Genomic DNA, 20528 nt, shown 5'->3' with positions numbered 1-20528 from the left:
ATGATATAATAAAAAACGTAGACACTCCTACTTAAACTACCAGACAATCAACGAATTTAATCAAATAATAAATATTAATAAAGCTGCTTAACTAATTGTCCGAATTTCATTAGGATATCCAAACCTCTATTTAATTTTCTATAGCTTATTTTAAGTAGACCTTTTATTCTTAAATCATATTTTGTTTTTTTAATGTATTTTTGTGCTTTAATTTTTATTGCCTTATAAAAAAATGCCACAAGAATTACAGTTACAAGTTCTTCCTGAAGTTGCGGCTTCAGCTGAATTATTAACCCAATATGTTGCGAATCATATCCGAAGTTCTATTTCAGATATTCAACACATTACCATACTTAAAAGATCCATAGACGCCAGACAGCGCTCCGTAAAAATCAATTTGAAAGTTCACGTTTTCTTCCAAGGAGAAGAGGTGAGCCATCGCCAAATTAATTTTCCAGCGTATCACAATGTAAAAGAGGCGCAACGCGTCATCATCGTTGGTGCAGGGCCTGCGGGTTATTTTGCTGCTTTACAACTCATCGAATTAGGGGTTAAACCTATTGTTATCGAAAGAGGAAAAGATGTTCGCGGTCGCCGAAGAGATTTAAAAGCCCTAAACATTGAACATATTGTAGATCCGGATTCCAACTATTGTTTTGGTGAAGGGGGTGCAGGAACCTATTCGGATGGTAAATTATACACGCGTTCCAAAAAACGCGGCGATATCAATCGCATTTTAGAATTACTCGTTGCCTTTGGAGCATCACAAGATATTTTAGTTGAAGCACATCCCCATATAGGTACAAATAAATTGCCTAAAATCATGCAAGACATGCGCCATAAAATTGAAGAATTTGGCGGAGAAGTATGGTTTGAAAAACGCGTAGTTGATTTTGTCATAAAGAGCAATGAAATTCAAGGCGTTATACTTGAAAATGGAGATAAAATTGAAGCGAGCAAAGTTATTTTAGCCACTGGACATTCAGCCCGTGATATTTATGAACTATTAGATCAAAAAAATATTTTTATTGAAGCCAAACCTTTTGCCTTAGGCGTTCGTGCAGAACACCCGCAATCGCTGATTGATCAAATTCAATATTCCTGTGATTTTAGAGGTGAATTTCTTCCTCCCGCTCCCTACTCTATTGTAAAGCAGGTGAACGGACGTGGCATGTACTCTTTCTGTATGTGTCCTGGCGGGGTAATCGCTCCCTGTGCTACAGCTCCAGGAGAGGTTGTAACCAATGGGTGGTCCCCGTCCAAACGCGATCAGGCAACGGCTAACTCTGGTATTGTAGTAGAATTGAAATTAGAAGATTTTAAACCTTTTCAAAAATTCGGTGCTTTAGCAGGTATGGAATTTCAAAAGAGCATTGAACAGAAAGCTTTCTTACTAGCTGGCGAAACACAACGTGTACCCGCCCAACGTATGATTGATTTTACCCAATCAAAGGTTTCCACTTCTATTCCTAAAACTTCCTATGTACCTGGTACAACTTCTACTGAATTAGGTGACGTTTTTCCTGGTTTCTTAACTCAAATTATGAGAGAGGGATTTCAGGAATTTGGCAAGTCGATGAAAGGATATTTTACCAATGATGCCATTCTTCATGCACCAGAAAGCAGAACTTCATCTCCCGTGAGAATTCCACGAGATGATAAATCGTTGGAACACCCGCAAATCAAAGGATTATATCCTTGTGGGGAAGGTGCAGGTTATGCCGGAGGTATTATTTCCGCCGCTATTGATGGAGAAAAATGCGCCATCTTATGTGTAGAAAGTATGTCCTAAGTCCTTTCATTTCTTATTCCTTATATAGTCTAACTACTGCCGTAGTTAGACTTTTTTTTTAAATCCAACACACTAAATGTGAATTAAACAACCCCATAACTGCTCAAAAAGTTTATTCAATCCTTCTTCCTGTGTTTTTATTTCCCCAACCAGTGAAAATTTATGATTTTAATCTTTCTCCCAAAAAATTTACAACCCATATTTAATAAATTAAGCATTAAGATTAAATAATATAAACTTAATACAGCTAATTAATAAACTATAACATTATTGTTATTCACATATTGCGAAATCACTCCCTTTCGTTATGTTAATTTATTTAGACTTTATGGAATGATTAGAAATAAAATCTAACTTGCGACTCGATCTGTTTTGTGTTATTCAACTTAAAAAAGCCAAAAAAATATAATATTCCAACATCAAATACAGCTCAACGAACAAAAATAAACAAGAGGTTGTTCTGCACCTCTCAGACTAATTCAATTTACTTATGAAAAGACTAACTGGTTTACTAAGCTTTATTTTGCTTGGCAATTTAACGCTAACATCATGCAGCAGTGATGATAACAATTCTATTCAACTGACGCCAATTGCCATTGAAAAATCAACAGGTACATATCTTGGGAATGTAGATAGCAAAGGGAGTTTCAAAATCGTTTTAAATACAAATAAAGGAGACTTTCATCTGGATTTCATCTCTAATCTTGTAGCAGATGAAAATTTACTAGAAGCTACCCTAAAATCAGAAACGTATCTTTTTTCTGAAGGGGCTGCTCTTTTATACACATTCACTGAAAAGAGTTTTTTAAAACAGGGAGATGCTCAATTCAAACTAGTTGGAGGAGAAATTACTGTTACTAAAAATAATGCGCTCTATACGTTTAAAGGGCAAGTAAAAGACGAACAAGGTTTAACTTATGATTTCAACTATACTGATGCGTTAGACATTGAACCAATATACGATACGACCTATGAAATTCAAAATGGTTGGTATTGGGGTGACGATGTATTTGAGCATCCAAATGTAGCGGAATACATGACGTTTTTCACACAAGGTGAAGCGGATAAATACGGACAATTAGAAGGCGATGGACATCATATTTCCCTTTCTATGTTTGATGCTATGGCACCCAAAGCTTGGGAAGCAAAAATCCCTAACAAAACGTATAAAGCTTCTACTGAATTTAAAGTAGGTAGTTTTAAAGTGGGGTCAAAAGAAGCGATTGAAAGTGGAGAGATTGATTATTCTTTTGCTACGTTTCAACACAATGACAAAGCAGCAGGAATTAAAGAAGAACTATACATTCTTGATGGATCAATCAAAGTAATGGAAAACAAAGAAGGACAAGAAGTTCGCTTTAATATTTTACTACAAAATGGCAAAAGACATTTAGGTAAATATGTAGGAAAAGTAAAACAAGGCGACCAATATACCATTTCTACACTTAGAGCAGATAAAAAAGTTGAAACTTTAACCCAAGGATTCCTTGAATACAAAGGAAAATCACCTATTACAGAAAAACAAAACAACCGCTGGAATATCTATTTATACGCAGAAACAGTAACCCTTCATCCTGAAGAGTACTTTCGGGCTGAAGGTTCTGGTGAGTGGATGCGTGTAACCATTTACTCTGATGTAAATGCTACAACAGATATCCCTGTTGGAGAATTCCCAATTGGAGAAGAAATGGCAGGTAATGCAGGTTCAGGTGGTGGTACAGAACCAGGATTAGATTGGGGTACATGGTACTTCTCAATCAATAATGATGAAACAACTAGCTATGCACCTACACGTACTGGAACTGTTAAAATAGAAAAAACAGGAGATCAATATACTGTTTCTTTAAACGCTATAGATGACAGAGAAAACAAAATTAAAGCTTCTTATACTGGAGCGTTGGCATTCGTAAACAATGCTAGTAGAACAGCTAATACAGCCGCTAAATCGGTTAAAAAATCATACAATAAAGGAAAGAAATTCGATGCTGCTAAAAACAGTAGAAAATAATTTTTTTTAAACAGTAAAAGAAAGCCCAATTGCAGTTGCAATTGGGCTTTTTTATTGGTTTTACCTCTTGCTAAACTAATTTTCTCTCCCCTGTGATTCAAATTCAGACTTACAAAGACTGTTATTTATCATCTTTTTGTCTTTAAATAACTTGTATTTTTGAATATTAACCAAGAAAAAAAAGAAAATGCATACCGAAAATTTCACCTGGGAGAATAAAATAACACAACTTTTAAATCTTAAATATCCTATTATTCAAGCCCCTATGTTTGGAGTAACTACCCCGAAAATGGTTGCAGCAGTAGGTGAAATTGGCGTTTTAGGAACCTTGCCTTTAGGGGATTTACCTGTAACTAAATGTTTAGAGCTTATTCGCGCAACCAAACAGCTAACGAATGGTCCTTTTGCAGTCAATGTATTTCTAAACCCCTTACCTGAACGAACCGAAGCATTAAAAAATCAATATACGCGTACGAAACACTACATTGAGAATCTTGCCCAACAAGCTAATTTAGACGTCAACTTGGCGGAATACGAACAAGTTGTTTATACGGATTACCGCGATCAAGTTGATGCTATTATTGCGGAGGGTTGTAAGATTGTGAGTTTTACTTTTGGCGTATTTGATGATGCCACTATCACGAAGATGAAGCAACAAGGTATCCTACTTATCGGAACCTGTACATCGGTAGCAGAAGCTAGGGTATTGGAACAAAAAGATATTGATCTCATTTGTGTACAAGGAATTGAAGCTGGTGGACATCAGGGAACCTTTTTAAGTGAAACGCTTCCTGAAATTGGGGGATTATCCTTATTAGCCAAAGTATATGATGCGGTAAAAACGCCTCTTATTTACGCAGGGGGACTCTATAATGCTTCTACTATCTTAGCCGTTAAAACGCTTGGTGCCCAAGGTTTTGCCATCGGTAGTTTACTGATGGGATCTGAAGAAAGCAATCTAGCAGAATTTGAAAAAGAGGCCTTGCGTCAGGCAAAAGAAGAAGATCTTGTCTTAACGAAAAGTTTCTCTGGTCGCTATGCTAGAGGACTAAGCAATACATTTACCCAACAACTCGATCATTCAGACTATATTTTACCCTATCCGTTTCAAAATAAACTGACTGTAGGCTTAAGGATCGCTGCCAAAGCAAAAGAAAATCCCGAATTCTCCAGCTTGTGGACCGGACAATCTTTGGGTCCATATAGCAGTCAATCCGTCAAAGAGATACTAACTAATCTCATTCAGAAGGTGGAGACACAGACCAAATAAAACACAATTCTTATTTTATAAATCGAATCAGTTATTTTTTTAGGTTATACAAAAGGAGAACGTTCACTTTTAAAAGGTGAGCGTTTTCTGTATTTACTACTTTTCATTACATGCCAATACATGCACTAGAAAAATTACTTTTTTTACGTTTTTTTTGGAGTTTGAAGTTCACAGCACATCTTCTTTCATTCGCCTTTGTAAAATAGCTAAAAACAAGTGCATGGCGGGACTAATCCACTTCTGATGATGATATGCAGCAATCATGGTAATCTTAGGCGTAAATCCTTGGATAGGAATCTCAATCATCTTCCCTGATTCCAATTCATCCTTAACCACAAAATGAGGCAGATATGCAATTCCGATCTGACTGATAATACTGCGTTTTGTGGCTTCTATACTCCAAAGTTCTATATTTTGACTTATATCAATATTTTTATTTTTCATCTCTTCTCTGAAAAACTTTTGATATACGCCATTCGGGTCATTGGTAATCAGCGCACAGGATTTAACTTGATTTTTCTGATTGAAGTCCATCTCCTCTTTTGGAAACTGTGCAGAGGCCATTAAACCTACTTTGAAATCTTTAATAGCTACGGTTTTAATTTGCGTCCCATATCCATTTACCTGATAGTGAACCCCTAAATCAATTTCATTTTTAATAACGTCTTTTTGTATTTCATAACAGTTTTTGACTTTTAATTTTAGCAATACACAAGGAGCCTTTTCGACAAATTCTTTTAATACAGCCTGTAAAATATACGTAATTAAACTATCTGAAATAGAAATAGTTAAACTCCCCTCTATTTTAGAACTCCCTGCATTAATTAATTTGATCTGTTCTATTTCTTCTTCGATTCGCTTAATATGAGGAATTAATTTTAACGCTTGTTCCGTGGGATGCATACGCCTTCCTATTTTTTCAAATAACGGAAACTTTAATTCAAACTCCAATTGTTGCATTTGATAACTGATAGCGGACAATGAATAATTTAATTCTTTAGCTGCATCCTGAAAATTTTCTTTTTCAACAATCGTCTTAAAACTTTTTAATTGATGTACATCCATACTTCTAAAATACTAAAGTAAATCTACAAATAATTTCAATTGTTTTGAAGTATTTATCCTCTTAAATTTGGCAAAAAAAGAACCCTTCTTTTTAAATAAACTACAAGAAACAAAATACTATGTCTAGTAAAAACACGCGTACGTACACTTGGGAAGATCCCATAACCGTTTTAAAAGAAGCTAAAAATCTAAGCGGATATGATTTTCTACTCCGTGTACTTGAAGGTACTTTACCCTTGGCTCCAAGTCTTGAAACTATTGGTTGCCAGCCTATTTGGGTTAAAAAAGGGCACGTTGTCTTTGAATTTAAAGGCGCGGACTTCTTATACAACCCCGTTGGTTGTGTACACGGAGGTATAATCAGTACTGTTCTAGATTCGGCTATTGGTTGTTCTTTACTCAGTACCTTAGAAATTGGGGAAGCATTTACCTCTTTAGACTTGAAAGTAAACTTTCTAAAAAAAATAACAAGCGATACCCCTGTTCTACATACTAAAACCACACTCATTCACCAGGGAAAAACAACTGCGTATTTAGAATCCGAATTACGCGATAAGGAAGGTAAATTATATGCACATGCGGTTTCAACCTGTTTGATAATTCGATCCTAAAAAAGGAAAATTAGAAAATAAAATCTAGCTTAAAAGGGATTTTATTCCTTTTTAAAGTCAGAAAAATTTGGTTCAAACCAACGCTAAAAATACCTTTCAAAACGGAAAAAAGGAGGATATTTCGGAGTAACCATGAAACGAATAACCTTTCTTTTATCCCCTTTAAATTTCACATTATGATACCGATTCAGGAATTACTTTTATTTGTTATAGCCTCTATCGTTTTGGCCATTACACCAGGTCCAAATATGATTTACTTGATTTCAAGAACCTTGTCACAGGGTAAAAAAGCAGGACTCATTTCGCTAGTAGGCGTTATTTTTGGTTTTTTATTCCATATTATCCTAGTTTCCTTTGGATTAACCGCTGTGTTATTTGCGATTCCTTATGCCTATACAATTTTAAAATTGACGGGGGCTTTATATTTAGTATACTTAGCTTTTCAGGCGTTCAAACCCAATGGGAAAAACATATTTGAGGTAGAGCAAACCCTAAAAAAGGATGCTCCACATAAACTATTTACTATTGGTTTTTTAACAAACGTACTCAATCCCAAAGTTGCCGTTTTTTACTTATCGCTATTTCCTCAATTTATAAAACCCGCACAGGGTTCGATTGTGCTTCAAAGCTTGACCCTGGGAAGTACACAACTACTTGTCAGTTTTTTAAACAATTTGCTTATTATTTTATTTGCTGCTAAGTTAGCTTCATTCTTTCAAAAAAAACCTTTTTGGGTGAAAATACAAAAGTGGTTTATGGGAAGTGTTTTGTTGTTTTTAGCAGCTAAAATGGCTTTATCAAAAGCAAAATAGAGGCATGAGACAATCGTTTAGTTACTGCAAAATCTAAAAAACTATTGTAAGAAAGTAATCCCCCTTTTTATACGTATAAAAAGGGGGATGTCTTTTTTACTTGGCTGCCCATATTTCGATTTCTATATCAATTTCGGGTAATCCTAATGCAGAAATATAAGCGACGGTCATCGATGGGTAAGCCTCACCAAAGAAATCTTCCCAGATGGAATTAAAATGCAACCAATCAATCTCCTTTGTAGCCCAAATATTCACTTTAATTACTTCAGCTTCGGTTAGCGCTTGGCTTGTTAAAAGGGCTTGTATATTGGAAAAAGTATGGTTTACCTGTTCCTTAAAATCTGAGGGAATAGTTCCGTCTGCCTGAACTCCTATTTGTCCTGAAAAAGTATACAAACTTGCTTCTTTAGGAAGGATTGTAACATGTGAATAGTTACCGACTGGATGGGGCACGGTAGTTGGATTAAATCGAATGATTTTGTTTTGTTTTGCGTTTTGCATTTTCTTTTCTTTTAAATTCAGCTGCAAAACTAAAACCGGATAATTACTTAAAATTGGATAAAACCGACAAGACTAAAATTTATTCTTTATTATCTTTCGTTTCTTTTTTCCACTCGGGAAAATTAGCTAACTTTTCATTCGAATGCCGTAAAAAATGCATTGGGTTTGTTCCAGTAAAGGCTTTAAATTCTCGAATATAGTGCGATTGATCGAAGTAATCCTGGGTATAAACCAACGAAGTGAAATTTTCAAAGTCTGTAGTTTTCACTAGCTCCAAGCTCGATTGAAAACGCATAATTCTCGAAAAAAGTTTAGGAGACATTCCTATATTTTGTTTCATTAATCGTTCCAAAGTGCGTTCGGACATATTCATTTCCGCTTGGATTTCCTGTATGGATTTTCCGCTTTGCAACAAGGTTGACGCAAATTTAGCTTTTTGATTTTCATAACGCAACGTTTGAATTTGTTGCAAAACAAAATCAGAAAGTAAACCAATCTTTTCTTGTGTTGTTCGAGCATTTTGTAATTGATCCAATAAAGAAGTAGAAACTAAATCATGCAAAGCTATATTCTGATTAGCTAAATCAGCAGTATCTACCTTGAATATCGATTTTAAGGAAGTAGGTTCAAGATATGCCCCTATAATTCGAAAAGCGCCATCAACCAATTGGTTCGTATAGGTTGTAAAAGCGCCATATACATACAACTGAGGAGTAACTTGTTCTTGTTCATCTCGAAAGAGACTAGGCGTATCTTGATAAATCAAGGCTGGAATCCCATCGGGTAGTATTTTAAACTGTTTGCTTGTACTTTGGTCTTCCCCGCTCTCCAATACCCAAAAGTAACGAATAAAAGGCTGTAAAGCTGGAATGGGAAGAATCTCTTGATAGTGCATGGCATTTACTTTAGTCCATTCAAAGATAAAAATTTCTTCCGCCTTTCGAAATGTTACTTGCGCTACGCTCTAAAACTAACCACACTGCCAACTCCATTTCGATTAAATCTCGCTTGCATTTCTGCTATTATAGATCTTCCAAAGGCCACAACTTTACAAGATACATTTATTCCTCCTTTGTGGCTGTAGTAGTCTTGACTTGCATCGGGAAAAAAATCGACAACATTTGTTCCATTCGTACGATCATATCTTACATTATCATTGTCATAGGTTGCTCCGGCATTTACAAAAGCAATTCTTTCATAATCGGTGATACTGAAATCAACGAAGGAATTTGATTTTCCAATAATAGCATTGCTGTGATTTCCTACGACTTGATATTTAGTTGTTGCCCTTGTTTCTGGCCTTGCATCATTCTTTTCTTTTTTTTGAATACTAAACTTTTCATCTACATTCTTTAAACCTTCTTCTGAATGAAGTTCCTTCAAAAAATCTTCCAAATCTTTTAAATTCAATTTTTCGATAGATAATCGATGTTCCTTAGTATTGTAATCATAAGAATTAGTTCCATCATCGTATGCTCCATATTGATCAAAAATAGCATTCATCTTATTTACTTTTGATTGATATTCCTGATCCGTAAGTTTGAATTCTTGACGATTCCTGATTTGATCGTCCTCTTTACTACAGCCTGTAATCAATACTGCTCCCATTGCTAAAAATAATACGACTAATTTTTTCATTGTTTTACATTTTTATTGGTTATAAACTTTTATAAAACTACACCAACAAAAAGAAACTTAAAATAACACAATCAAGTAATTAACTCTTATTTCATTTACTAATAAAAGAAATAAGGTTTTTTACATAAAGGCTAGCTCTTAACGAAAATACCGTGTTATATATTCGTCTTCACTATGCCATCTCCATGTGTTTTCTATGGGATTTCAGGAAGGTTTATTCAAGGTTTCTTCAATAAAAAGGCCTTTATACAAGGGTTTATCGAAGAATTCTCGAAGGATTATAGAAGGGTTATAGAATAATTATACAACTCTTCTTTAAAAATCCATCGAGAACACTCCAACAAAAGGCCTGCAATTGCTGTTTATTGGTAGCTATTTGTGCAATACAGACTGTAAATTATTGATTTTCAAAAGGCTATTTCCACTTGGAAAAACTCGCCATGTAGGGATCTGAAATACTACTGTTTCCATTTTCAATATGTCCTGCATAGTGATAGATAAAATTAGCATAGTTATCCATCGAGATCACTACATCATACCATCCTTTATAGGCTGTATAGTCTAACTTTAAAGTATGTTCAGCCTGAGCGGTTAGTGCTATTTTGTCCGTTTTTTTGCTGTAAACAACATCCTGAACATACAAAACTAACGCTTGTTTTGCTTTGTTTTTGATTACAATTGTTAGGGTTTGATCTTGATTAACCTTGCAATCAATTTCTACCAACGGATCATTTAAATTCCCTCTAAAATTTCTATAAAATCCATTGAAACTGTGTACACTAAAATTGTACAACCCTTGATCTAAATCTTGTTTCGCCCATTGATACGACAAGGGATCCTTTTCATCCACACTAAAATTCCAATTTCGCCCTGTTTCCTTTTGGAATTTTTGATGAGAATAAACCTGTATAGGGGCTAAATAGTCCTTGTTTTTCAATTTATTTGCTTCAATACCCAAATTCATTCGTACGCCTTCTTTAGTTACCTCAGCATTGACTTGAACATTATAAGGTAATCCACATGCTTTTTTCACACCACTTTCTTGTTTGGGAAAATGCTCTAAATCATTCCAAACTTTATTTTGATTCAGTTCTCTTGGTTCAAATTGATTAAAACCATGGGGAAGATTTTTATCTCGAGCACTTAAAATGCGTTCAACGTATTTGTTTCGATCGACAAAATCCAAGTCAAGTTTTTTCAAGTCATTGGCGGGTTGAAAAATGGAAGTCATATTACCACAAGTTCCTCTACGCCAAGAAGAAATATTTTCTTCAATTACTTTTTTTCCTGTTTTTTTCTCTATGAAATACTCCAAAAACTGCAGGGTTGAAGTCAAATCGCATACTTCTGAGTTCACCCATCCCCCTCTTGTCCAAGGAGAAGCAACAACCATAGGTACGCGAAATCCCAATCCGATAGGACTTGCAATCGAACTCTTACTATCTCTAGCTTTGTCTTGTTCTAGGGTAACCCATTCATCTTGGGTATCTATTCTACTGGAAACTTGACCTTGTTTCGGATCGGTGCTTAACGGTGGTACAAAAGGAGCTACATGATCAAAATAGCCATCATTTTCATCATAAGTCAAAATAAAGATGGTCTTTTTCCAAACGTTGGGATTTTTCGTAAGAATATCCAATACTTCGGATACATACCAAGCGCCAAACCAAGGAGCTCCTGGGTGATCCGAGAAATTACATGGGGCAACTAGCCAACTGACCATCGGCAATTTATCTTGTTCAACCTCTTTTCTAAATTGATATAAAATATCTCCTTTGGGTACTTCTACTTTTTTAATTTCTCCATTCTCCTGATAATCAATTTCTTCTATTGTATGATAAGCAGGATCTTCTGTATTGGTAGCAAAAGCTTTTTTGTGGATATTTTGTTCATGCGTCGATAATTTACTAAAAGCTTCTTCTGAATACTGTTGGAGATACGCCTCTAAAGCCACTACCTCTTCTTGCAACTTTTGTTTTTCCTTTTCTCCCCATACTTCTTCAGCCAATTTTTGTTTTACTCGTTTTAATTCCAACGCTTTAAATTGGATATGCGCTTTGTGAAAACGCACGTTATACTGCTTGTAAAACTCTAAATTATTATCTGTAAAATTAGCTAACCACGACTCTTCTAAATCAGAAAACCCTACAGGTAAACTCAATTCATTTTGATATACTTTCCATGAAATATTATTCTTTTCTAGTCGTTCAGGGTACGTTTTCCAGCTTACATCTTGGTAATTAATTTGCCCGTTATTTACATGAGCTACCGAATTGGGATCCCGCGGGTTTTCGCGAATCGATCCTGCCCAAAAATAGGATCGATTGGCACTTGTTCCAGTCAAAGAAGAACAAAAATGCTGATCACATACGGTAAAAGCATCTGCAAAAGCATAATAAAATGGAATATCTTCACGCGTAAAATACCCCATTGTCAGGGGCATATGGGCATATGCTGCGTTCCCTGGTCGTTTGGCAATCAGCCATTGGTCCATTTTACCGTCATTTCTCGCCCCCACCATATCTTTCCAGCTGTGGGGTAAGCTTCCCATCCACGTAATTTTCGTGTTTTCGATATCCAATCGAAAAGGTCCATAAATAGACTGGTCTTTTTCTGCTTGAAACCAAACCGGTAACTGATTGGGTTGACGAATTACTCGAGGATCATTGAAACCTCGAACACCGCTTAAAGTTCCATAACAATGATCGAAAGAGCGGTTTTCCTGCATTAAAAAAACAATGTGTTCCGCGTCCAAAAAAGTTGTTCCTGGATCTGCTTCTATACTTAATGCCCGTTGAATTGACGAGGGCATAGCATTTAAGACCGTCATCCCTCCCATAAAAAGGGATGACGTTTTAATAAAATCTCTTCTAGTTGTACTCATATTTTCTTACTTTAACCACCAACTAATCCCTCTAATATTATCCGAACCACTAAATTGGCGATCTAGCGCTTTTTGTAAATTCGCTTGATTTCGGTTGTATTCTGAACTTGGGTATTGCCATCGGGTTGGCGCTGTTACGCCTTGTTGTACTTTTAATTCTGGATAGCCTGTACGCAAATAATCAAAATATGCCGTCATTCCCGCTTGATGAAACATAATCAAATACTTTTGGGTTAAAATTTGTTTCAATTGCGTATTGAGATCTCCGCCTTTATAGCTCACCGTTGCTTGTTGAACGTAAGCTTCATATTTATCGGCAGCATAGTACTGGGTCAATCCTTTGGCATATTGCGCATAATAATCAAAATTTCCTCTAATTCCCTTTAAGTAAAATGCTTCTGCACTGCCTGCAATCCATCCTCTCGCGGCGGCTTCAGCCAAAATAAATTGCAGCTCAGCATAACTTAAAATTACATTTGTTTCATTGGTAGGATCTTGATAATAGCGATTTCTTACTTTTGAAATATTTTTACTTTGAACTAATTTTTCATTTTCAGCATAGGGAACGGTAGGGTCTCCACCATTGTATCCCTCGAAATTATCTTCTGCTAATCCTTTTTCTAAGGCAGAGGCTGTACGTTGGGCAAAGGCAAATAACCTTGGATCTTTTAACCCTTTTAAGAGGTCAATAAAAGTACCCGACATATACATACCTGAACCATAGGAGCTCGAGTTGAATTGCGGATATCTACTTCCTGCTTGATCAAAAAAGGCTAACTGCCCATTATCTGTATTATCCAGCAACAAAATGCCTTTTTGATAGATTTCATTAAAGCGTTTTGCCACCTCAATAGCGCCTACTTTTTGCTTTTTAGAAAGGGTTATCAATACTTTTAATTTATAGGATTCAATCAATCGCTCCCAACGATTTAAATTGCCACCATAAATGATATCTCCTTGAAGCGTCCCTTCTTTTTTTAAGGTTTGAGTAGCTTTATCCAACTCTTCTAAAATACCGGAAAATACAGCTTGTTGCTCATCATACTGCGGAAATTGTATCGTTCCCTCTCCTTGCAAAGCTTCTGAAAATGGAATATCCCCAAAACTCATCGTCAACTCATAAAACAAATGCGCTTTTAGAAAGTGCCCCACCGCTAAATATTCTACTTTTCCTGTTCGCGTTGCTTCGTCCATCATCTTTTGAATTTGCAACAAATCTTTATAGCGATCAAATCCTTTACTTCCCCATTTAAAGTACTGATACGTACTTTCTCCATCCGTTTGTATAATCATACGTGCAGCATATTCTTTGTCGATATTTTGCAAAGAAAAAGCGTTCTTTTCTACTTTTGTAAGCAATAAATACGGATCCGATTCTTTGATTTTATTTGGATCTTCATTCAATTGATCTAAATCATGGCATCCGATTACAGTTAAAGCCAAGGTAATTGCATATAGTGTTTTAAGGTATTTTTTCATGACTATCTCTATTAAAATTTAATATTTAATCCCAATCCTATCCAACGGGTAGAAGGATCCTGAATATCATTTTTATTCGCTGTATCATAATCTGGATCAGAATATAAACCTTTGGATTTTTTCCACATCAACAAGTTATATCCTGTTAAAGAAGCAGATAACTGACTGATTTTTTTTGACTTAATCATCGGTGTAAAGTCATAGGATAAACTTATCGTTCTAAGTTTGAAATACGTTCTGTCAAATACGTTCGCAAATAACTTGCTTTCTTTTTCAGTTACTCGTGCACGATACGGGTAATTTTGTGCCCAACTTTGCCAGTTTACGGCACCCGTATGTTCTTTAAACACGCGCGTATCAGAAACTACATTTCCTTGAACATCAGTTATTAATTCACCCGAAACAAGGTTTACACCCTGAGGTACAAATACTGCATTACCCGTTGAATATTCTTCGTCTCTATAGCGTACGGATTCGGGATGTTTACCACCCCACCACATTTTCTCCACTACTTCAGAACGCATAATACCGCCCCAAATACCGTCGATTCCAATATTTAAGCCCCAGTTTTTATATTTAAAACTATTATTCCATCCCAGCGACCACTTTGGATCTTTATGTCCTAGATAGGTAGCTTGCTTATTCGCTGTTGGCATTCCTGTTTTTTCATCCAAAATAACTTGTCCATCAGGCGATTTCATCCATTCTGTACCGTAGTATGCATCTACGCGGTCATTCAATCTCAAATCGCCAAACTTTTCTGCATCTTCGTGAATTTTGGTTAAGCGTCTTGTTCTTGTACTCCAATTAAGGGTTGAATTCCATTGAAAATTATCGTTTTTCACAATCGATCCTGTTAAAGAAACCTCCCAACCATTGGTTGTATATTCATTTCCATTGACTTTCATGTTATTAAATCCAGAAGCCTCTGAAACGGGATAATCAATAATAAAGTTTGAATCCAATACTCTATAATACGTCATGTCTAAGCTTATTCTTTTATTATAAAAAGCACTAGACAAACCAACTTCATAGGTTTTTGATTTTTCAGGTAACAAATACGGGTCTAAAATAGCATTGGGGTATTCCACCATTTGATTTCCATTGAAAGCAGGAGTTACAGGTGAATAAGTCGATTGCAATTGATAAGGAGTTAAATCACTCGATACATTCGCCCATGAGGTATAGAATTTCAAATAATCAACTTGTTTCGGCATCTCGATTAAATTAGACAACACTACACTCAATGAAGTAGAAGGGTAAAAATAAGAGCGTTGGCTTTTTGCCAAGGCAGATGACCAGTCATTTCGGGCAGCAAAACTCAAAAAGAAAGCATTGTACAAATCAAACTCTACCGTTCCATACACACTATTTACCGCTTTTTTTTCTAAGTAATTTGTAGCCGTAACAGGCCCTTTTGAATTTCCTAAATTGTGTACACCAGGTGCCGTTAAACCATCTGCTGCTGCCAAAGAGTTAGTCAAACGATAGTATCGAGAAGCAGCTCCTGCATTGACATTAATACTAAAATTATCGGTAATACCCTTCGTATACATGGCTAAGAAATCATAGTCAATATCTAAGCGATCATTTTTTTCTAAGCTATAGCCTCCTTCTCGGGAAGTACTGTAATTAAAATAGGATTTCGGACTTTGTAGTTCAGTATTGTTATTGGTAGAAATCATCGAAGCTCGTCCTTGTAACATTAAATCTTCCGATACTTGATAGCTTAAACTCAATTGTGCATTGGTTACATCTTTATTCCAGATTCGCTTAAAGTATTCTGAACCAAACCACGGATTGTTATACCAAGCATAGTTATAACTCGCTTGTTTATATCCTTCCATCCCAGGCACCCATAGATTGTTCTTTAAATCGCGTCCATTAACATCATCCCCCATCCAAATTAAGATGGTATACATATGCCCACTCGGGTTGTAATCATAGTTAGGTACATTCGGTGCGTGTACTCTCGTGTACGAAAGCTTGCTATTTAAGGTTAACTTATCAGTAAGGTGGGTGGTAGATTTAAAATTCAAACTCCCTCTATACATGCTGGTGTTAGGCACTCTATCCTTATTGTAAGAAAAATCTCCGCCAATGCGATAAGACCCCTTTTCTGATTTACTAGAAACAGCAAAATTGGTACGTGAAATAATTCCCGTTTCTAAGAATTCTTTTAAATTATCGTGATATTCCCAATCAATAGGCACTCTTTCATATCGGGACTTATCATCGTATTGTGTTCCTTCTACGTTTCCATACCAAGGCATTACACTTCCGGTTTGTCTATCTCTAATAGGACTATTCCATTGGGCAATTTTTACTCCAGATTCAAATTTAGGTCCCCAAATCATATCCCCATCGCTGATTCCACCGTCTTTTCCATCCCAAAATTCATACTTGCCATTCGATCCACTTCCATACTCATTCTGTGTTTTAGGAAATAAAGTATAACCCGCACTAATCATTGTGTTTTGTGAAACTTCAACGACTACACCTTCTGCTTTCGCATTTTTAGTAGTAATCATAATGGCTCCATTGCGCCCTAAGGATCCATATAGTACCGAGGCACTAGTTCCTTTTAATACATTAATATTAGCGATATCTTCGGGTGAAACATCATAGAAATCCGTTGTAACTGGAATTCCATCTATTACAATTAGCGGATCTTTTCCTCTTAAAGAAAATTTAGGTGACTGTAACATACCTGGAGGATTGGAAACTTGTAAGCCCGCCACTTGACCGCTCAACAAGCTTCCCATATTAGGTGTAGCTATTTCTTGTACTTTTTTAACATCTATACTTTGCGTGGCATATCCAATCTTTTTCTCTGCTTTTGTTATACCTAAAGCAGTAATTACCACTTCATCTAAAGAAGCTTGTTCGGGTACTAATACAAAAGTGAAATCCGTTGTTTTTTGTACGCTGATTTCACTGTTTTTATAGCCGATAAAAGAAACAACTACACTATCTTTATCTCCTACTTCTAGCGTGAATTTCCCATCCAAATCTGTTGTTGTACCGGCATTTGTACCTTTAATAACAACAGAGGCTCCTGGCAATTCTAATCCCATTTCATCTTTTACTGCCCCTGTTATATTGCGCTTTTGCTGGGCATACGTTAGCGTAACACATAGTAGAAATACGGTATTCCAAAATAGTAATTTCTGTCTCATGATTATTTTAAATTAGTTGAGACAAATATTGCGTTTTCGCCTTTCTAACGTATTACGAAAAAAACAAGAATTTCCACATTTACTTTAACTTACTATTAAGAATTCATCTCAGATAAAACAATATGATAACACCGTTTTTTATTTTGCTCTATTTCAATGCAATATATTTTGTCCCCGGGATATAAAATTGAGCTATATACCCCATTTTTTTTGGGCCTGTAACACTGTCGTTTCTCTTTCTTTTATTCCTGAAAAATTTAACATTCCTCGTTATTAATTTTTACTTTTTTAAAGGTTTATACCCCACAATTTTTAGTAAATTTACTTGAAAATAGCGTCAAAAAATAAACGCAAACTAAGTAAGGAACAAGCTAGGACTTGCAGTAGGATTGGTTTTAAATATTGCATGAGTCATGCGAATCTCGAATCCAACCTTCAAGGAATAACGTTGAGAATATCTCCTCTTCCTCTGGGAATGAAAAAGACGAATAAATTACACAATAAACTAAATGCTTATAAGTATGGTCTTAGTTTTTACTAGCATAGAAGCGGGTATTTTTAGTTCTTAGGATTCACGTACTTGGACTAGCTTTACTTTCTAATTTGTTTATGTTTTAAATTATCATTAAATTGAAAACATAATATCCCATATACTAACGCTTTTTGAGTACTTTTACAGAAAATAATACTACTATAAAAAAGATAATACTTTGAATTGACTAGTATATTCTTATTTTTTAGATAGTATCACGCTAAAAAAACAAAATCGCAGAAAAAAAATAACGTTTTAAATCTAAGCCACTGAAAATATGCTTCAAAAAGCAAGAAAATATACCGACAATACCCATTTAGGAGATTCATTAAAAATTACTATTTCGGGAGTCATCCCTTTTCTAATATTCATGCCAACCCAACAGTTTGATTGGGCCTTTGCTATGGCTGTGGGGGCTTTACTAACTGCTCCTGTCGATATTCCCAGTAACTTAAAAGACAAAATAAACGGTATTTTAGTAGGTGCCTTAGTTGTTCCTTTTGTAACACTACTCTTATCCTTAACCCAGAGCCATTGGTATTTCTATCCCGTTTTCCTCTTTATTATTTTTGGATTAAGTATGATTTCGGTCTATGGACACCGTGCCAACATGCTCTCTTTTAGTGGCTTATTAGCTGCGAGTTTGGGTCTAGCTCATAGCTATAAAGGGGTTGATCTATGGATGCATGGTTTGTTCTTGCTCTTAGGAGGTTTATTGTATTTGCTGGTTTCCCTTACCTTTTACTTTGTAAGACCCCGTCGATATGGTGTTTTACAAACCTCAGAATGTATGGACTTAACGGCAGAATATTTAAAATACCGCGCACAATTATGGACTAAAGGCGCTGATGCGGATAAAATTGTTGAAGAACAACTTAAGATTCAAATTAAACTCAATGAAGTACACGAAAATTTGCGAGAGTTTTTGGTTCTCAATAAAGCCAATACAGGTAACTCCTCCAATAACCGACGCCTACTTGTCGCTTTCTCTACGTTAGTTGAAATTCTAGAGATTGCTGTTTCTACTTCTTTTGACCACAAAGAATTACATGAATTACTCGATGATGATCCTACCATTATCCGCGATTATCAAGAACTAGCTCAGGATTTTTCAACCACGATTAAAACCATTAGTGACTCCCTCAATATGGGGTTGAATTATAAGCCTAAATACGATTTTGACCGTAAGCTTTTGGCCTTGCAAACCAAACTCTCTGAATTTATTGAACATAGCAAATCTCCAAATAAGGTAGAAGCGGTTCTTTCTTTTTCGAATGTATTGCACTATGCCCAAAGTCAGATTGATAAAATCCATATTTTAGAACGCATTTTAACAGAAAAGACCTTCAGCGATAATGTGGAAGAACGATTCAAAGAATTAGAAAAATTCTTAACCCCTGTTCATTATCGTTGGAAAACGTTGATAGAAAACCTAACGTTTACTTCGACAATATTTAGACATGCCACGCGTTTAACACTGACTATTTTAATCGGATTGATGATCAGTACTATATTCAATCTCCTCAATGGGTATTGGATTTTATTAACGATTGTCGTGATTATGCGTCCGGGGTATGGCTTGACAAAACAACGCTCTTTTGAACGTGTAATTGGCACAGTATTAGGAGGTTTAATTGCTTTCGGACTCTTATTCATCATACAGGATAACAATACAATCATTGCCTATTTGACGATTTTAACCATGATTTTAGGGTATTGGTTTTCGCATACGGATTATAAAGTTGGCGTTACTTTTATCACTATGTATGTGGTCTTAATTTATGCCATTCTAACGCCAAATTTTATGGATCTATTAGTCTATCGCGTGATTGATACGATGATTGGAGCACTTTTAGCCTTAGGAGCGAATTATTTTTTATGGCCGTCCTGGGAGTTTTTAAATATCAATGTTCACTTATCCAAATCCATTAAAGCCAATCAAGTGTATGTCAAAGAGATTAAGGAGATCTACAATCAAAAAAACGATCCTACCTTAGCTTATAAATTGGCTCGTAAATATGCTTTTATTGAAGTGGGTAACGTGATGGCTTCTTTTCAACGTATGATTCAAGAACCTAAATCCAAACAACGTTTTCGCTCAGAGATTTATGAGCTTGCGGTATTAAATCACACCTTTTTATCAACCGCAGCCTCCATTGGGATATATGTACAATCACGTCATACCACCAAAGCGTCAGAATCATTTAATATGGTCATGAATTACATCGATAAAAACTTACAATTGACGAGTAACTTAATCAACAATACCCCCACAGAAGAAGATTTAATAACGGCGGAAGACAAAGAAAGTTTTCGCGTAAGTATGAGTTACTTACAAAATATTAGAGAATACGAATTGAAGAAGTCCTATTCTGATGATACAGAAATTAAGAATTTAATGGAAGAATCAACGATGGTTATTCAGCAGTTAACTTGGTTGGCACATTTATCTGAAAAAATATTAAAAATAAGTAAGGTCATTCGAGATAAACGCGAAGAAGTACAGCAGAAAAAACTTGTTTTAAACCCGACTGCTTTGTTTAGAAAGGCATAGTTAATTTTTTTATTACTTCTGCAATACGAGAAGTTTACCTGAGCTTTAAAATAAATTTCAACCAAAGAAACAAGGTGTTTATTTACGAAAAAGCAACAAAACACCTACTTAAATCAGTAGAAATACTTCTTTTTTTTTAAAAGTTAACAAGTTTGCGGTAAGTTGTGAAAATTTGCCTTTTTTTTCGTATTTTGCAAGAACTA

13 protein-coding genes are annotated in these 20528 nt (G+C 35.5%); 6 read left to right on the top strand and 7 right to left on the bottom strand.

Annotated elements, in window-relative coordinates; translation table 11 throughout:
• The first annotated feature begins 232 nt into the window (after positions 1 to 232).
• The 3 genes from ACMHJ2_RS16180 (at position 233) to ACMHJ2_RS16170 (ending at position 5070) form a co-directional block, all read left to right on the top strand.
• Positions 233 to 1792, top strand: coding sequence for an NAD(P)/FAD-dependent oxidoreductase (locus ACMHJ2_RS16180; protein ID WP_413513903.1), 1560 nt, complete (start codon positions 233 to 235; stop codon positions 1790 to 1792).
• A gap of 490 nt (positions 1793 to 2282) precedes the next feature.
• Positions 2283 to 3800 (top strand): hypothetical protein, encoded by a 1518-nt coding sequence (locus ACMHJ2_RS16175; RefSeq protein ID WP_413513902.1) that lies wholly within the window; start codon positions 2283 to 2285, stop codon positions 3798 to 3800.
• A 163-nt stretch (positions 3801 to 3963) separates the two neighbouring features.
• Positions 3964 to 5070 (top strand): NAD(P)H-dependent flavin oxidoreductase, encoded by a 1107-nt coding sequence (locus tag ACMHJ2_RS16170; protein ID WP_413513905.1) that lies wholly within the window; start codon positions 3964 to 3966, stop codon positions 5068 to 5070.
• A gap of 168 nt (positions 5071 to 5238) precedes the next feature.
• Here ACMHJ2_RS16170 and ACMHJ2_RS16165 read toward each other — a convergent pair whose 3' ends face one another.
• Positions 5239 to 6135, bottom strand: a complete 897-nt coding sequence (locus ACMHJ2_RS16165) for a LysR family transcriptional regulator (protein WP_413513901.1) — start codon at positions 6133 to 6135, stop codon at positions 5239 to 5241.
• A gap of 119 nt (positions 6136 to 6254) precedes the next feature.
• Here ACMHJ2_RS16165 and ACMHJ2_RS16160 point away from each other — a divergent pair, with 119 nt between their 5' ends.
• Both ACMHJ2_RS16160 and ACMHJ2_RS16155 read left to right on the top strand, forming a co-directional pair.
• Entirely contained in the window at positions 6255 to 6746 is a 492-nt protein-coding gene (locus tag ACMHJ2_RS16160; protein WP_413513900.1) for a PaaI family thioesterase, read from the top strand.
• A 176-nt stretch (positions 6747 to 6922) separates the two neighbouring features.
• Positions 6923 to 7558: a LysE family translocator gene (locus ACMHJ2_RS16155; protein WP_413513899.1), complete on the top strand. Its 636-nt coding sequence runs from the start codon at positions 6923 to 6925 to the stop codon at positions 7556 to 7558.
• A gap of 96 nt (positions 7559 to 7654) precedes the next feature.
• Here the strand turns inward: ACMHJ2_RS16155 and ACMHJ2_RS16150 are convergent, their stop codons facing one another.
• The 6 genes from ACMHJ2_RS16150 to ACMHJ2_RS16125 form a co-directional block, all read right to left on the bottom strand.
• On the bottom strand, positions 7655 to 8059 hold the full coding sequence (locus ACMHJ2_RS16150) for a RidA family protein (protein ID WP_413513898.1): 405 nt from the start codon (positions 8057 to 8059) through the stop codon (positions 7655 to 7657).
• A 79-nt stretch (positions 8060 to 8138) separates the two neighbouring features.
• Positions 8139 to 8954 carry a DUF6597 domain-containing transcriptional factor gene (locus tag ACMHJ2_RS16145; RefSeq protein WP_413513897.1) on the bottom strand — a complete coding sequence of 272 codons (816 nt, stop codon included), beginning with the start codon at positions 8952 to 8954 and terminating at the stop codon, positions 8139 to 8141.
• Positions 8955 to 9016: 62 nt separating this feature from the next.
• On the bottom strand, positions 9017 to 9697 hold the full coding sequence (locus ACMHJ2_RS16140) for a hypothetical protein (protein WP_413513896.1): 681 nt from the start codon (positions 9695 to 9697) through the stop codon (positions 9017 to 9019).
• A 415-nt stretch (positions 9698 to 10112) separates the two neighbouring features.
• Positions 10113 to 12581, bottom strand: a complete 2469-nt coding sequence (locus tag ACMHJ2_RS16135; RefSeq protein ID WP_413513895.1) for a phosphocholine-specific phospholipase C — start codon at positions 12579 to 12581, stop codon at positions 10113 to 10115.
• 6 nt (positions 12582 to 12587) lie between these two features.
• Entirely contained in the window at positions 12588 to 14060 is a 1473-nt protein-coding gene (locus ACMHJ2_RS16130; protein WP_413513894.1) for a SusD/RagB family nutrient-binding outer membrane lipoprotein, read from the bottom strand.
• 11 nt (positions 14061 to 14071) lie between these two features.
• The gene (locus tag ACMHJ2_RS16125; RefSeq protein WP_413513893.1) at positions 14072 to 17239 is read right to left on the bottom strand and encodes a SusC/RagA family TonB-linked outer membrane protein; all 3168 of its coding nucleotides are present in this window, start codon (positions 17237 to 17239) and stop codon (positions 14072 to 14074) included.
• A gap of 809 nt (positions 17240 to 18048) precedes the next feature.
• Between ACMHJ2_RS16125 and ACMHJ2_RS16120 the strand changes: the two genes are divergently transcribed.
• Complete coding sequence (locus tag ACMHJ2_RS16120) at positions 18049 to 20325, top strand: FUSC family membrane protein (RefSeq protein WP_413513892.1); 2277 nt, start codon at positions 18049 to 18051, stop codon at positions 20323 to 20325.
• Positions 20326 to 20528 lie beyond the last annotated feature (203 nt).

This window comes from Myroides odoratus, assembly GCF_965118575.1.
GTDB classification, from domain to species: Bacteria; Bacteroidota; Bacteroidia; order Flavobacteriales; family Flavobacteriaceae; genus Flavobacterium; species Flavobacterium odoratum_B.
This window is presented reverse-complemented; position numbering and strand designations above follow the sequence as displayed.